The organism is Ferruginibacter lapsinanis, from assembly GCF_020783315.1.
GTDB classification, from domain to species: domain Bacteria; phylum Bacteroidota; class Bacteroidia; order Chitinophagales; family Chitinophagaceae; genus Ferruginibacter; species Ferruginibacter lapsinanis.
The window spans coordinates 985,508-1,000,522 of record NZ_CP086063.1; the positions used below are offsets into that span (position 1 = coordinate 985,508).

Sequence of the window (15,015 nt, forward strand, 5' to 3'; positions counted from 1 at the left end):
CTATTATGTTCCAGCATGATCTTCGCCTTGTTTCGTGGCACACGAAACAAGGCGGAGACTAAAAACAACAAAACACAATCAAATCTTAGCTTACCTCCGCTAGAATATTTAAATTCGCCACCCTATTTAATTTAGCGACAGAAACTTTATATAGAAAATCCTCCACCAATTCGTCAGACATTTTAGAAATAACGAAATCTAAAGAAGATCCTCCGTCTGACTTTATTTTTATTATATGCTTTTTTGTAAAGAACCATATGATAAGAAGAATTATTCCTCCAACTATAATAAACGGACTTTCTTCACGATCACCCCCAGCACCATTTATATAAGTAGCTGCTCCAAATAAAATAGCCAATACACTAAGAATTAAAAGAAATGGATAGCTTATATATCTTTTTTCAAATGAGCTAATATTCTCTAAAAACATAGTAATCTGGTAAGAGTTTCCCGAAGACTTGTCATTTAATTGAATTAGCTGATTGGTCAAAATGATCTTATCATCATTCGCTGTAACGATCTGACGTTCGTTTGGTAATAGTAGCATTCTATCTGGTTTAGGTGTTTAAGTAGTTGCACAACATAACAAACCCTCCCCCCAAAAAAAAATTTTCCTCAATAAATTTTTAATTTCTAACTGTACCCAACACCCGAAAAATATTCTCCATAAAAAAATCAACAATTTTTTTTACCCATATTCCACAAACATTTTATCTTCATTTCAACAACATGCAGCTATCTTTTACATAGTTTGTTTTCAACCTTCTCTTTTTAAAAAGCCCCATTACAACCTCATCCTGTTTACATTTTTATTGCACAACAATTAAAATATAACAGCATGTCATTTTTTGATCGTTTGCAAACCGGTGGCGGGCATCTTGCCGCCCTATTATTACTCAAAACCGGTTTTTTACCCCGAAAGCTTCCCTGGCATTCCGGCAGCTTGCCGGTACAATACCGGAACCTTCCCCTGAGTTCCGGCAGCCTTCCGGTACGATACCGGAAGCTTCCCCTGAGTTCCGGCGACCTTCCGGTATCGTACCGGCTCCCTCCAGAGATAAAAAAGTTAAAAATCAACATTAAACTCAGATAATCAATGAATTACATTAAAAAACACCCCATGATCAATAGTATAGAACTCTATAAACTCCGCAACGGTGAATATTCACAATTCTTACAGGATGTTATCGAAATCGTCAACAAAAATAACCCTGCTGATCTGCAGGTTCAGCCACAATTAACTGCATTAATAGCTATAGCACAGGAAATAGAATCACTCTTTAAAATACCCCTCGGCAGCGCTCTTACACAAGAGCTGAAAAATTTTGATCTGCTACGTGACAATGCTTTAAAGGGTATCCTTGCAATCACACGTGGTAATATGTACAGCCAAGAGTCCGCTTGTCTAAGCGGACATTTTTTTACCTGCACCAAATTTGTCTTGAAGCAGCTTAACTAAAACAGTATTCTTCCTCATTACTTAAAATATCTATAGATAATTAAATATATGCTCTAAAAGTATTTGACTATTGCATATTTTAATCAAATCACATATATTTGTTTACCTCCTAAAAATCCCAATCCCATATTAACTTCCTAAATGATTGCAATCTTCCCCACGGAAGGCCAATGAAATCCAATTTTTTAACTTAAAAAATCGGTATATGGGAAATTTCATTGCAAAAACAGACAATCACCTTCTCTCTGAAAGGCCTACTGTTAAGGGTAAATTCATCTATAAAAATGGAGAGAAAATTTATTTGAAAGGTGTTACCTACGGTACTTTTAAGCCCCAGGACGACGGCTCTCAGTTTCCGGAAAGAGACATTGTGGAAAAGGATATCACCTTAATGGCTGCCAATGGATTCAATTGTATCAGAACATACACTGTTCCTCCTACATACTTACTTGATATTGCTGCGTCGTTGAATTTACATGTAATGGTAGGTTTGCCATGGGAACAACATATCACCTTTCTCGACAATAGCAAAGACATCATAAAAAGGGTGAAAGAAGCTGTTCAATCCTGTAAGAACCATCCGGCCATCTTATGCTATACGATCGGTAACGAAATTCCTTCGGGCATTGTGCGTTGGTACGGAAAAAGAAAAATAGAAAACTTTTTAAAGCGCCTGTATGCCGCCGTTAAAGAGGTTGATCCGCATGGCCTTGTTACCTATGTAAACTATCCTACTACAGAATATCTCGATCTTAGTTTTTTAGATTTCGATTGTTTTAATGTTTATCTCGAAACTCCTGAAAAATTAGGCGCTTATATTTCACGCCTGCACAATTTATCCGGCGACAGGCCGCTGGTATTGGCAGAAATAGGATTAGACAGTAAACGGAATGGCATCGAATTACAAGGAGAGGTTTTGTCCTGGCAGGTAAAAACGGTGTTCGAAAAAGGTTGTGCCGGCATATTTATTTTTTCATGGACAGATGAATGGTGGAGAGGAGGATTTGAAATTGATGATTGGGATTTTGGTATTGTTGACAGAGAACGTAATCCAAAACCGGCCATGCATTCAGTAAAAAATGCGATGAATAATATACCGTATGCATCAAAAGATCCGATGCCAATGATATCGGTGATCATCTGCACATACAATGGTGGGGCTACTATAAAAGATACATTGGAAGGTGTATTGAGTTTGGATTACCCTAACTACGAAGTAATTGTGGTAAATGATGGATCAACAGATGATGTACCAACAATTGCAGCACAATTTCCTGTAAAATTAATAACCACCCCTAACAAAGGATTAAGCAACGCAAGAAATACGGGTATGTATGCAGCCAAGGGAGAGATACTTGCTTATATTGATGATGATGCATCACCCGATCCACAATGGCTTACTTATTTGGCTTATGCCTACGCAACATCTGATCATGGCTGTATTGGCGGTCCTAATATTTCTCCTGAAGGCTCAGGGTTTTTAGCCACCTGCGTAGCAAATGCACCCGGAGGTCCTGTTCATGTATTATTGAATGATGAGATAGCGGAACATGTTCCCGGATGTAATATGACTTTTAGAAGAGACGCATTGATGCAGATCCACGGATTTGATCCTGTTTACCGAACCGCCGGTGATGATGTAGATGTTTGCTGGAGAATACAGGAATCCGGACGTACTGTAGGTTTTCATCCGGCTGCATTGGTATGGCACAAAAGAAGAAACTCATTAAAAGCATTTTGGCGTCAGCAAAAAGGATATGGAAAAGCGGAGGCATTGCTGGAAGCAAAATGGCCCGAAAAGTATAACGCCTTTGGTCATTTAGCCTGGGCAGGAAGAATATATGGTAACGGCCTGACCATTCCTATCAAAACAAAAAAAGATAAAGTATTCCATGGCACGTGGGGAACTGCATTATTTCAATCTGTTTATCAGCCTGCCAATGGTTTACTAAGCTGTTTACCTCTGATGCCGGAATGGTATTTAGGAATGGGCCTGTTCGCTGTTTTAGGAAGCCTTGGTTTTATCTGGCCACAATTACTTTGGTGCTGGTTGGCGTTTGCAGCAGCAATGTTGATCGTAATAATACAAGCCGCCATCAGTGCTTCAAAAAAATCTTCGCTTACTCCTGCACAAAGAAAAGATCCGAGGTATCGTTTAATGATCATTTTCTTACACATCATTCAGCCTGTTGCCAGGTTATATGGCCGTATCAAACACGGACTTACGCCATGGCGTAAACGAGGGGCTGCATTTAAATCAGGATTTCTTTTTACTTTTTTTCCGAAAACATTTTTACACTGGTCAGATCAACAATGGAAATCTACAGAAGAATGGCTCACCGCAATTGAAGGTAATCTTGCTGCAATGAAAACATGTAGTAAACGTGGTGGTGAATTTGACCGCTGGGATATACAGGTAAGAAACGGATTATTTTCAAAAAGCCGCGGACTCTTAACTATAGAAGAGCATGGGGCGCAAAAACAATACCTCAAATTCAAATGCTGGCCCTGCTATTCATCCACTGTATGGATGATCATGCTAATACTATTGGCATTAGGAGGTATAGCTGTAGCCACAGAGCAATGGGTAGCGAGTATCGTATTCGCATCTTTGGAAATACTCTTTATAGCACGTTTTCTGGTAGAAACAGCCCGTTCTCTAAATAGTTTACATGTTGGTTTCACTATGCTATCTACAAGTGTTTTGCGAAGCGCTGAATTCAAAATAATACAACACAAGAAAGTATTGCCGAAAGAGGTTGAATTAATATTTGAGCCCTCAACTGAATCAGCACTAATTGCACAGAATTGATCATTTCTTCATTTTATTGAACCAGAAAATGCAGCAGGTAAAAATAATTACAAAGCTATTGGGGTACATTACCCGTTATAAAGGAAAACTATTCTTCCTGTTAGCTATGTCATTTATCGGCGTAGGTTTCGAAGTGATGAAACCTCTCCCTGTAAAATACATCATTGATAATGTGCTTTCAAATAACAACAATCCCTTTATATCAAATTTTTTCGGACCAACGAGTAGTGCCACAGACAAAACCAATTTGTTGCTTATGCTGGTATTTGCACTTATTGCGATCATTATCATTTCGGCCTGCATCTCTATGTTGGTATCGCATTACACTACCAAATTTTGTCAACGGCTAGTGCATGATCTTTCGGTAGACCTGTTTGATAAGATGCAACGGCTATCTCTTTCTTTCTACTCAAAAAATAATATTGGAGAATTGTTGCAACGGCTATCTGCTGATGTGTATGTTGTTTATGCAATGGTAGCACAGATCATCATTCCATTTGTAACTGCGATGGCTTCATTGGTAGCCATGTTTTATATCATGGCGCATATCAATCTGCTTCTGGCCTGTATTGCTATTTCAACAGTGCCGGCTTTGGCATTGTTATTATTTTTTTACAACAAACCAATTACAGAATCTACCACCCAACAGTATTCAACTTTAGGAGAATTATCTTCTTTTGCACAACAAACACTTAGCTCTATCAAAATTGTACAGGCTTATGCAAGAGAAAAGTATACACATAAAAAATTCAGTGAACATAGTAACCAATACAGTCATGCTTTTATTCGATCTACCAAAATATCTGTATCCTATGTGATGCTTACAGGTGTAGTAACAGCTATCGCCGGAGCACTGGTAGTTGGCATTGGAGCTTACCTGGGATTAAAAGGTAAAATATCTATTGGTGATCTTTTTGTTTTCCTGGGGTATATCGGTGCTTTATTCGGACCGGTCAATTCTCTTTCTTCTACCATCGCAAATGCAGTAACCATTGCTGCCCGTGGAAAAAGGATCTTTGAAATATTGGACAGTGATGAAGTAGTATATGAAAAGCCGCATGCGATAGAACTGAAAAATGTTAAAGGAGATGTAGTACTACATAATATCACATTTGGGTATGACCGTAACAAACGAACCATCCTGCAAAACATGAACCTTCGGGTAAACGCCGGAGAAGTAGTGGCTGTTGTTGGCTCTACCGGTGCAGGTAAAACTTCTCTTGTTTCGCTTTTACTTAGATTTTATGATCCATGGAATGGAAAAGTTATGGTAGATGGAGTTGATATCGCTGATGTTAAACTGGAATCTCTCCGCAATAATATCTCGATGGTATTGCAGGATAGTTTTCTGTTCCCTGTTTCCATTGCAGAAAATATAACATTCGGAAATCCTGATATAACGATGGATGAAATTATTGCTGCAGCAAAAGTTGCTCAGGCACATGAATTCATCAGCAAGCTACCGGATGGATACCATACCTTGGTCAGTGAAGGGGGAGTATCTTTATCCGGCGGAGAAAAGCAACGAATTGCACTGGCAAGAGCCTTTCTTAAAAAAGCGCCGATATTGATTCTTGATGAACCAACATCTTCACTCGATGTACAAACAGAAACAAAAATGTTTGATGCACTTGCGGAATATGCAAAAGGTAAAACTGTTTTTATTATCTCTCACCGCTTATCTACTATCAGGCAGGCGGATATGATCATTACTATTCAAGACGGAGAAATTGTAGAAACCGGAACACATGAATCATTATTAAAATTGGATAAGGTATACGCCAATTTATATAAGTATCAACACTTAAAAAACTAAATGAAAAAGTTAAGGATAGTGGTTGGAGGATTTATCGGGCTGTATCCTACCGGTGGCGTTACCTGGGATTATATCCAGTATGTTATCGGGTTACAACAACTGGGGCATGATGTTTTTTACTTAGAAGATACTTGTCAATTTCCAAAATTTCAATCTGCAGGCAAAGAATGGAATGATCCTTCGGATAGTATTGAGTATCTCAAAAACACAATGGAAAAATTCGGTTTGCAAAACAGATGGGCTTACCGTGATGTGGCCAGTGGTAATTGTTTTGGTATGTCTCTTGATAAAATAAAAGAAATATGCAGAACGGCAGATGTGTTCATCAATATCTCCGCTTCTACTTTTTTACGGGATGAATATCTTGCCATTCCAAAAAGAGTCTTAATAGATTCGGACCCAATGTTCACACAGGTTGATTATCTTACTGAAACAGGTGGTAAAGATCCTTCCGGAATGAAATTCATTCTTGATAACCACAATTATCATTTCAGCTTTGGAGAAAATATTGGGCAGGCCTCTTGCAGGATTCCTCTTGCAGGATTTAACTGGCATACAACCAGGCAACCCATCTGCATTGATTGTTGGAATACAATCAATCCGCAAAAATCAAATATCATTTCTACAGTGATGAATTGGTCAGTAAGACCGGATCTTATTTTCGACAACGAGAACTGGGGACAGAAAAATATTGAATTTAAAAAATTCATCGGTATCCCAAAATTGTTTACCGACATATCCTTTGAAATAATCATTACAGGTTTAACCGATGAAAAAAGAAATGAAATAAAAGCACACGGATGGAATACGTTGGACCCATTAAAAACGATCACGGATACCTTAAGTTATAAAGAATTTATTACTACTGCTATGGCAGAATTCTCTGTAGCGAAACATACTTATGTAAAATCCAATAGTGGCTGGTTTAGCTGCAGGTCTGCTTGTTATCTGGCAGCAGGAAAACCGGTGATCGCACAAGACACGCAATGGTCAAAATACATTCCTACAGGTAATGGTTTATTTGCCTTTACCGATACAGAGTCAATCATTACATCTGTAAATGATCTGAAAGAGAATTATATGAAACATTCGAAAGCGGCAATAGAAATTGCACGGGAATATTTTGATAGTAATAAAATATTAAATCAACTCCTTGAAAAAATTTCCTGATGCGTATACTTGTGCTGGGATATATCATACGTGGGCCATTGGGCGGATTAGCATGGCATCATTTACAATACGTATTAGGACTAAAACAATTAGGCCACGAAGTTCTTTTTGTAGAAGACAGTGAAGATTACCCCGCCTGTTACGATCCACAAACTTCTTTAGTTACAGAAGATCCGGCTTACGGGCTTCGTTTTATTAACGATCTTTTCAATTACTACAATCTCCAATCTCAATGGGCTTATTATGATGCACATACCAACAGATGGTATGGAAGAGACAAACAATATGTATTTGATTTTAGTTCATCTGCTGATATCGTATTAAATATTTCCGGCGTTAATCCTTTACGAGACTGGTGGGTTAATATTCCGTCACGGGTATTTATTGATACGGACCCCGGATTTACGCAAATAAAAATTTTAACCGACACTGCTTATAAAGCGTTGGCAAATGCACACACTGTATTTTTTTCTTTTGCAGAAAATATTGGGCAACAATATTGTAGTGTCCCTCTAGCAGATCTGACCTGGATACCAACAAGACAGCCTATCTATATACCAGCGTGGAAAATTTGCGAACCTAGCCCTTTAGAGAAATGGACTACTGTCATGCAATGGGATAGTTATCAGGCGAAAGAATATGATGGCCGATTCTATGGAATGAAATCTTTATCTTTTAAAGACTATATGACATTGCCTGGTCGTTTTACTAATGAAGTATTTGAAATAGCGTTGGGAGGAGTTTCTGCTCCAAGAGAAGAATTGAAAAAGAATGGATGGGATTTAATTAGTTCTTTGGTTCCCACTAAAACCGCACAGAGCTACCAGGAATATATTCAATCATCCAAAGGAGAATGGAGTATTGCTAAACATGGTTATGTACTTTCCAACAGTGGTTGGTTCAGCGAACGCAGTGCCTGCTATCTTGCCAGCGGAAAACCAGTACTTGTTCAGGATACAGGATTTTCAAAAGTGTTACCAACCGGAAAGGGATTGCTCATTTTTACTTCAATGGAAGAAGCAGAAGAAGCTATTCGTATCATTAATGAGCAATATGCACTCCATTGCAGATCTGCCAGAGAGATGGCAGAAGATCATTTTGATGCTTCCAGGGTCCTTACACATATACTGGACCGGGTTACCTAATAATTTTACTTCAGCCAATTCTATCCGGATTTTTATTTTACAATATCTTTGCCGGCTAATGGGTCAGAAAAAATTAATTCGCTTTGCGGCTATAAAAACATTTGCCAACGTTCTGGAGTATCCGGAAAATATGCAGGGTAAATGGAATACATTTTTCAAAAATAACAATCCTATCGTGTTGGAATTGGCTTGCGGAAGAGGGGAGTACACGGTAGGTTTATCGAGAATGTTTGCCGATAAAAATTTTATCGGGGTAGATATAAAAGGTAACAGGATATTTATTGGTGCAAAAAAATGCCTGGATGAGCAACTGCACAATGCTGCTTTTCTACGTACTCAAATAGAAAAATTAGCAGATTATTTCAGTGAAGATGAAGTAAGTGAAATATGGCTCACTTTTCCAGATCCGCAATTAAGAACGTCCCGGGCCAAAAAAAGATTAACACATCCAAGATTTTTAAGATTGTATCAAAAAGTACTATCAACAAAAGGATGTATTCATTTAAAAACCGATTCTCCGGATCTGTATACATTTACCAAAAGGGTTATTGATATGTATGGATTAACCTTGCTGGAAGATTGCGATGATGTGAACGCAAAAAGTAATAAAGAAGAATTAAAAATAATTACCCATTATCAAAGTTTAGATATAGCAAAAAGCAATAAGATATTCTACCTTAAATTTCAGTTGCCCGAAGTAATTGCTGATATGGATGAACAATTGCAGGAGATACTGAAAAGAGAAGAGCCCAATAATGAAACTGACCAGGAAGAACGATTCAGTAATGAAGATGACCTGATCGTTTTTACTGCAGAGTATTTGTTAGAGCGAGGCTATTGTTGTGGCAATGGCTGCAGAAACTGCCCTTACGAATATAAAAATGTTCCGGAGCCGAAAAGGAGTAAATTGCTGGCCATTCAACAAGCCTCTAAATAACCACAATAACCTCCGTATATTTTTGTAACTTATCGTATGAAAAAGAAAGCTGTGAAAAAGATTGCCGCTAAAGAAACAGCAAAAAGTACAGTAAAAGAATATTCTTTTTTTGCAGATGTATATGATGTGGTAAGACAAATACCCAAAGGAAGAGCAACCAGCTATGGAGCAATTGCAAATTACCTCGGCACAAAATTATCGGCACGTATGGTAGGATGGGCAATGAACGCCGCACATAGTGCTACCCCAAAAGTGCCAGCTCACAGAGTGGTGAACAGAAATGGTATGCTCACCGGCAAACATCATTTTGCCACACCTACTTTAATGGAAGAATTGTTAAAAAAAGAAAAGATCCTCGTCAAAGAAGATACAATTGTGGATTTCAAAAAAATATACTGGGACCCCTCGGAAGAATTAGGTCTGTAAAATTATTACTATGGATGAAAAAACTATAATGGGTACCATCACTTTTATCCATCATGATAAACAGTACGCTACTATTGAATACGAACTCAATGGCAAGAAAAAAAGTATCAATGGGTATATTGATGAAAAAACGCAGGCAAAATTAAAAGCTGCCAGGATCATTAAGAAAGAACATAAATTTCATATCGGCGACACCGTAACTTTTATTATTGTTCTATCTCCACGTGGGGACAAAATGATAGCCGACCATATCCAATTCAAATACAATAATCCTTTAGATAATTTAATTAATAAAGCTGCAATTGAAAACCGTTTTGTAGGATACTTAAAAAAAGTAGATGCCGGTTATTTTGTAAAAGAAACAGGAAGCTATGTGTTGTTCCCGCTGATATTATCCCCCTGGGAAAAAGTTCCTCACGAAGACAAATTAAACGAGCCCATATTTTTTAAACTGGAAAATATTGATAAGCCCGATAAAGCAACTGCCTCTATGTACAAAAGTGTATATATACCAGAGTATACGGCAGCGATGCAACACTTTAAAAATAAGACAGTAATAGATGCCGTTGTTTATAAAGTAACGCCACATGGTATTTTTGTAAATGTAATAGGAGATAAAATTCAGGCAAAGATCCCTGTTAATAAAGATGAGGCTGCAGTTAATATTGGAGATACAATAAAAATCAGGATCACTTATCTTGGAAGTACAAAAATTATAGTTGAAAAAGCTTAATTGAGTTCTATAAATAGTAAGGGCTTATCATCAGATAAATAATCACTCCTGTAACAGCAACATAGAACCAAACCGGCCAGGTGATCCTTGTAAGTTTTTTATGTTTTTCATATTCTCCAATTAAGGCACGATAAGCTGTAAATAAAATAAAAGGAAGTATGATGGCCGCTAATGGAATATGTGTGATCAATAAAATGTAATACAATATACGTAACCTTCCTACCTGCAATTTTTCATCGGCGTCTACTAATCCATCATGATTGATATCACCAAACTTTGTTTCGCCGGCTAATAAATGATGACAAATGTATGATATCAAAAACAACACTGATAGCACGATGGCAACAAGCATTATTTTTTTGTGCAGCAAATAGCTTTTTTGTTTTACTGCGATAATGCCGGCAATTAATAAAAATGCTACGATAGAGTTTATAATTGCGTTTGCCTGTGCAAACACATGCGGATTGAATCCAAGGTCAATATCCAGATGATATTTTGACAAAATAGCCACAGCTCCAAAAACTACAACAGACAATACCCATATCACCGACTTGGCCCCTCTGTCATTTTTAATCATTGTTGGTTCTAACATACACGCAATTTAATTAAAGATACAATCAAAGCAAATTTGGCTGCTTCTTGTATCTCATTTTTTAACTCCTTTCAAATAGTTCTTTTAAAAAATCTTTGAACGTTCTTTTTTTATTTTTTTCCAGCATAAGTAGCGGAATATCTCGTACAAGTTTGGCTTGTTTCACAGTATCAAAACCGTTATACCAACCTCTTACAACTCTGTCTCTGTCCAGCAGAAAAAAGTTTTCCGTATGAATGAACGCAGTATCCACTTCTGTATCTGCAATGCTTGCCTTTAGTTCATTAAAAGCAAAATCATATATCTCCTTTTTATTCCCCGTTAAAAACCACCAGCTATCATGATTACTGGTGTACCTGTTTGCAAACTTTCTCAGTTGCGGTACAGAATCGTATTCAGGATCAATACTGATTGAAATAAATTGAACAATACTGTCTTTACCGTCTCCAAATGAATTTTGTAACCGTTGCATGCTCTTAGCAAGCCCCGGACAAATACTTGGGCATCTGCTAAAGAAAAAATCGATCACCAATATTTTTCCTTTTAAAGAGTCCAGGTCTACTGTCTTTCCTAATTGATTGGTAAAACTTAAATTTTTCGCTTTGTGCCAGATAGTATCAACACTTATCTTCCCGTTATTGTTTACTGTAGCTACGCTATCATAAAAATAACGATGAGGCATATCCACAGCTGCTTCACTATAATATTTTACCAGAAAATATCCTGTAAAAGGCAATACCATTGCCAGTAATACTCCTAAAATTGCTCTTTTGTTCATATTGCTTTTTTAAGGTAATCAGGCTCCTGAAAGAAGACTTCCCTAAAACTAAAAACCACTGCAAAGGTGCAATGGTTTTAGCATAAAAAACGTTTTTTATTGATTAATGTTTTTCCATTATTTCTTTTGAAGCAGGAGCAACATGTTCTGTTTTTACTTCGATACGATTATACCTGTTACGTAAATGTCTCCAGCTGGTTCCGTCCCACAAAAATGCAGCGATGAACCAGATAAATAAACAAAGCGGAACAATAATAGTCATCATAAAGTTTCTGATCTCATCTCCTAAATGCATAAAAATAGAAACGATATAATAGGCTTTTGCCAGCGTTAAGATACAAACCGCACCTTTAAATCCTAACACTAAACTTGCATTAGGGTGTTCTCCTTTGTGTATATTATAGATAGCCAGCCCTATTGCCAATTCAATAATTGTAATAACAGATAGCAGCCAAAATGTTTTCCATATTTTACCTGTACCTGAAGCATGCTCAGGATGAAAAGTAATTTCCGGTGAAGAAGCGTGTGCACTCATTTTAAATATCGTTTAGTATGTTTAGAAGTTTTGACGTTTAGGAATACCTAAACAAATTGTTATATAAGATAAAAGCAAAGAAATACAAATACCCAAACCAGATCCACAAAATGCCAGTATAGTCCAGCTTTTTCTATCATTTCATAATGACCACGTTGATCAAAATGACCCAATTTAGTTTTAATATACATTACAAGATTAATGATCACACCGCTGAATACGTGAAAACCATGGAACCCTGTGATGCCAAAAAAGTATCCGCCAAAAGCAATCGGACCCGGTGTTGCAACTTCCTGTCCATTAAACATTACTTCGGGGCCAAATGGATTGTGAGATACTGTTGTATTCCAATGTTCAATTTGACCGTTTACCAAAACTGCATGATCGCCTGTTAGTAAATGCGTCCACTCCCAAGCCTGACAGCTCAAAAACGCTAATCCCCCCAGGATGGTCCAGAGCATATATTTTTCAACGCCGGCCTTATTCATTTTATGTCCTTCATGTACCGCCAATACCATTGTAACCGAACTGAAGATCAAAATAAATGTCATCAAGCTCACAAATGCCAATGGTAAATTTGCATGCCCTGCAAAAGGGAATGAATTAAACACATGGTTAGGATCTGCCCAACTATTTACACTAAAACGAATAGTACCATAGCTGATAAGAAATGCACCAAATGTAAATGCATCACTCATTAAAAAGTACCACATCATTACCTTACCATAGCTGGCATTGAAGGGGCTTCTTCCGCCACTCCACCATTTTGTTCCTTGTTGTGCTGCTGCTGTAGACATATTTTTTAAAGTTCTGAGTTGCCAGTTCTTAGTTTTTAGTTCTGTGTTGTAATAATCTTGAACAACTATGAACTATGAACTATAAACTATGAACTCTATTTTATCATTATTAAAAAAATCAATAAATAAATCCATAAAAGATCTACAAAATGCCAGTAAGTAGCCATTACTTCTACCGGTACAATATCGTAGTTCCTCATTTTGCTGCTGAATGCTTTAGCAAATAAAATCAACAAAGCAATTAAGCCGCCTATTACATGCAAACCATGCAAACCAACAATTATGTATAAAAAGGAAAACGATACATTTTTTGTAAGCGTCATTCCACTTTCCCATAATTGATTGAATCCAACTACCTGTAATCCAAGAAAAAGAACTCCCAGCGCTAATGTAGCTATCATAAGCGTTCTATATTGAGCCATTGCTCTTTTTTTGAACGCATTCTGAGCCATCCAGATTGTAACACTACTTGCTACGATCGCTACTGTCGACACCCAAAAAACCGTTGGTATCTCAAACGTTATCCAATTTACCTGGTTACGCTTTACAATATAAGCACTTGTTAATCCGGCAAACATCATTACAATACTTGCAATGCCTACCCAAAGGGTAAACTTATGCGGATGTATTCTTTTCCTTTGTTCCATCGCCACGGTATTCATTCTACTATTTTTATTACACAAATTTTTATTTTATAACCAGCCAAGATCCATTACTCAACATCGTTGTGTCACTCCCTTGTACCGCATACCTATATTCAACTTTTATCTCAGCGTAATTCAACTATTTAAATCTTTAAACGATTCTTACGCTCTGCCAACAAACAACGCCAACAACACGATCATCAAATAAAAATAAGAACTGAACATTACTTTTTTGGCACTGCCAAGATCCATTCTTTTAAACAACAATACGCTCACATACACCATCCACAAATTGCACAATAACAAAACGACCATAGTTATAATCCCTCTTGTTCCAACATCTGTAATACCTACAAAGTATGGCAACAATCCAACCGGTATCATTAATGCACTGTATATAATAGATTGCAGTGCAGTAAATTTTGTTGGTCCTTTATCGCTAGGCAATAATTTGAATCCGGCGGTAGTATAATCCTGATGTGCCAGCCAGGCAATTGCCCAAAAATGCGGAAACTGCCAAAGGAACTGTATTGCAAAAAGCACCCAGCCGCCAATTTCAAATCCTCCTGTTGCTGCTACCCAACCAATAAGGCAAGGTAAAGCTCCCGGAATTGCACCAACAAGTACTGCGATTGAGTTTACTTTTTTTAACGGTGTATAAATGAACCCGTATAAAAACAAACTAAATAATCCAACCAGAGCACTTGCGCTGTTAAACCAATACCACAAAATGAAAACCCCTAGCGCTCCGGCTATTATTGCAAAAGCTGAAGCTTCTGTTGTACTCATTCTGCCACTGGCCACCGGTCTTTTTGCTGTACGCTTCATCAAAGAATCGGATTTTTTTTCCAACACCTGATTAATAGCGTTTGCAGAACCGGTAATTAACATACCCCCTACAAAAAGTAAAAGAACTGATATTATTTTATTGCGGCTATAATGATCTTCATTAGGCGCAATTAAAAAACTCACCACTGTACTAAATACGACCATAAAGCTTAAAGTGAACTTGATCAACTGAAAGTAATCTTTCACTTTACTTGCCACCCCAAACGAGGTTGAGTTGGCTATGGTTGTTTTATCCTCCTGCATTTTAGTTAATGGTTAATGGTTAATGGTTTGCCACTTTCCAAAAACACCAATCTTTATTTTCAAAAAACTTAATTCAATT

General features: G+C 37.3%; 15 protein-coding genes. 8 read left to right on the plus strand and 7 right to left on the minus strand.

The features are described 5' to 3' along the window. Window positions 1-85: 85 nt before the first annotated feature. Window positions 86-547: a hypothetical protein gene (locus LK994_RS04230; RefSeq protein ID WP_229761641.1), complete on the minus strand. Its 462-nt coding sequence runs from the start codon at window positions 545-547 to the stop codon at window positions 86-88. Between the two features lie 549 nt (window positions 548-1,096). Between LK994_RS04230 and LK994_RS04235 the strand changes: the two genes are divergently transcribed. The 8 genes from LK994_RS04235 to LK994_RS04270 all read left to right on the plus strand — a co-directional run bounded on the left by LK994_RS04235 (window position 1,097) and on the right by LK994_RS04270 (window position 10,498). Continuing rightward, the gene (locus LK994_RS04235; RefSeq protein WP_229761642.1) at window positions 1,097-1,459 is read left to right on the plus strand and encodes a hypothetical protein; all 363 of its coding nucleotides are present in this window, start codon (window positions 1,097-1,099) and stop codon (window positions 1,457-1,459) included. Between the two features lie 205 nt (window positions 1,460-1,664). After that, window positions 1,665-4,271 carry a glycosyltransferase gene (locus LK994_RS04240; RefSeq protein ID WP_229761643.1) on the plus strand — a complete coding sequence of 869 codons (2,607 nt, stop codon included), beginning with the start codon at window positions 1,665-1,667 and terminating at the stop codon, window positions 4,269-4,271. Continuing rightward, window positions 4,258-6,087 (plus strand): ABC transporter ATP-binding protein, encoded by a 1,830-nt coding sequence (locus LK994_RS04245; protein WP_229761644.1) that lies wholly within the window; start codon window positions 4,258-4,260, stop codon window positions 6,085-6,087. The genes LK994_RS04240 and LK994_RS04245 overlap by 14 nt, the downstream gene beginning before the upstream one ends. Beyond that, a complete protein-coding gene (locus tag LK994_RS04250; RefSeq protein WP_229761645.1) occupies window positions 6,088-7,257 on the plus strand; it encodes a glycosyltransferase in 1,170 nt (389 codons plus the stop codon). Continuing rightward, entirely contained in the window at window positions 7,257-8,402 is a 1,146-nt protein-coding gene (locus tag LK994_RS04255; protein WP_229761646.1) for a glycosyltransferase family protein, read from the plus strand. Before LK994_RS04250 ends, LK994_RS04255 begins: the two co-directional genes overlap by 1 nt. A gap of 58 nt (window positions 8,403-8,460) precedes the next feature. Beyond that, complete coding sequence (gene trmB / locus LK994_RS04260) at window positions 8,461-9,339, plus strand: tRNA (guanosine(46)-N7)-methyltransferase TrmB (protein WP_229761647.1); 879 nt, start codon at window positions 8,461-8,463, stop codon at window positions 9,337-9,339. Between the two features lie 36 nt (window positions 9,340-9,375). After that, window positions 9,376-9,765 (plus strand): MGMT family protein, encoded by a 390-nt coding sequence (locus LK994_RS04265; RefSeq protein ID WP_229761648.1) that lies wholly within the window; start codon window positions 9,376-9,378, stop codon window positions 9,763-9,765. A gap of 10 nt (window positions 9,766-9,775) precedes the next feature. Continuing rightward, window positions 9,776-10,498, plus strand: coding sequence for a hypothetical protein (locus tag LK994_RS04270; RefSeq protein ID WP_229761649.1), 723 nt, complete (start codon window positions 9,776-9,778; stop codon window positions 10,496-10,498). A gap of 7 nt (window positions 10,499-10,505) precedes the next feature. Here LK994_RS04270 and LK994_RS04275 read toward each other — a convergent pair whose 3' ends face one another. From LK994_RS04275 to cyoE, 6 genes are all read right to left on the minus strand, one after another. Further along, window positions 10,506-11,090: a DUF420 domain-containing protein gene (locus tag LK994_RS04275; RefSeq protein WP_229761650.1), complete on the minus strand. Its 585-nt coding sequence runs from the start codon at window positions 11,088-11,090 to the stop codon at window positions 10,506-10,508. Between the two features lie 61 nt (window positions 11,091-11,151). Further along, a complete protein-coding gene (locus LK994_RS04280) occupies window positions 11,152-11,868 on the minus strand; it encodes an SCO family protein (RefSeq protein ID WP_229761651.1) in 717 nt (238 codons plus the stop codon). A gap of 103 nt (window positions 11,869-11,971) precedes the next feature. Then, on the minus strand, window positions 11,972-12,403 hold the full coding sequence (locus LK994_RS04285; protein ID WP_229761652.1) for a cytochrome C oxidase subunit IV family protein: 432 nt from the start codon (window positions 12,401-12,403) through the stop codon (window positions 11,972-11,974). Window positions 12,404-12,462: 59 nt separating this feature from the next. Continuing rightward, entirely contained in the window at window positions 12,463-13,200 is a 738-nt protein-coding gene (locus LK994_RS04290) for a cytochrome c oxidase subunit 3 (RefSeq protein WP_229761653.1), read from the minus strand. A gap of 95 nt (window positions 13,201-13,295) precedes the next feature. Continuing rightward, entirely contained in the window at window positions 13,296-13,862 is a 567-nt protein-coding gene (locus LK994_RS04295; RefSeq protein WP_229761654.1) for a cytochrome c oxidase subunit 3, read from the minus strand. A 144-nt stretch (window positions 13,863-14,006) separates the two neighbouring features. Continuing rightward, window positions 14,007-14,936, minus strand: a complete 930-nt coding sequence (gene cyoE, locus LK994_RS04300) for a heme o synthase (RefSeq protein WP_229761655.1) — start codon at window positions 14,934-14,936, stop codon at window positions 14,007-14,009. Window positions 14,937-15,015: the final 79 nt, after the last annotated feature.

Excerpts from the sequence above, each read along its gene's own strand:
- LK994_RS04230 (WP_229761641.1), bottom strand. The coding sequence starts at position 547 with ATGCTACTATTACCAAACGAACGTCAGATCGTTACAGCGAATGATGAT.
- LK994_RS04235 (WP_229761642.1), top strand. The coding sequence starts at position 1,097 with ATGAATTACATTAAAAAACACCCCATGATCAATAGTATAGAACTCTAT.
- LK994_RS04255 (WP_229761646.1), top strand. The coding sequence starts at position 7,257 with ATGCGTATACTTGTGCTGGGATATATCATACGTGGGCCATTGGGCGGA.
- LK994_RS04275 (WP_229761650.1), bottom strand. The coding sequence starts at position 11,090 with ATGTTAGAACCAACAATGATTAAAAATGACAGAGGGGCCAAGTCGGTG.
- LK994_RS04285 (WP_229761652.1), bottom strand. The coding sequence starts at position 12,403 with ATGAGTGCACACGCTTCTTCACCGGAAATTACTTTTCATCCTGAGCAT.
- LK994_RS04270 (WP_229761649.1), top strand. The coding sequence starts at position 9,776 with ATGGATGAAAAAACTATAATGGGTACCATCACTTTTATCCATCATGAT.
- LK994_RS04240 (WP_229761643.1), top strand. The coding sequence starts at position 1,665 with ATGGGAAATTTCATTGCAAAAACAGACAATCACCTTCTCTCTGAAAGG.
- cyoE (WP_229761655.1), bottom strand. The coding sequence starts at position 14,936 with ATGCAGGAGGATAAAACAACCATAGCCAACTCAACCTCGTTTGGGGTG.
- trmB (WP_229761647.1), top strand. The coding sequence starts at position 8,461 with ATGGGTCAGAAAAAATTAATTCGCTTTGCGGCTATAAAAACATTTGCC.
- LK994_RS04290 (WP_229761653.1), bottom strand. The coding sequence starts at position 13,200 with ATGTCTACAGCAGCAGCACAACAAGGAACAAAATGGTGGAGTGGCGGA.
- LK994_RS04280 (WP_229761651.1), bottom strand. The coding sequence starts at position 11,868 with ATGAACAAAAGAGCAATTTTAGGAGTATTACTGGCAATGGTATTGCCT.
- LK994_RS04250 (WP_229761645.1), top strand. The coding sequence starts at position 6,088 with ATGAAAAAGTTAAGGATAGTGGTTGGAGGATTTATCGGGCTGTATCCT.
- LK994_RS04295 (WP_229761654.1), bottom strand. The coding sequence starts at position 13,862 with ATGAATACCGTGGCGATGGAACAAAGGAAAAGAATACATCCGCATAAG.
- LK994_RS04265 (WP_229761648.1), top strand. The coding sequence starts at position 9,376 with ATGAAAAAGAAAGCTGTGAAAAAGATTGCCGCTAAAGAAACAGCAAAA.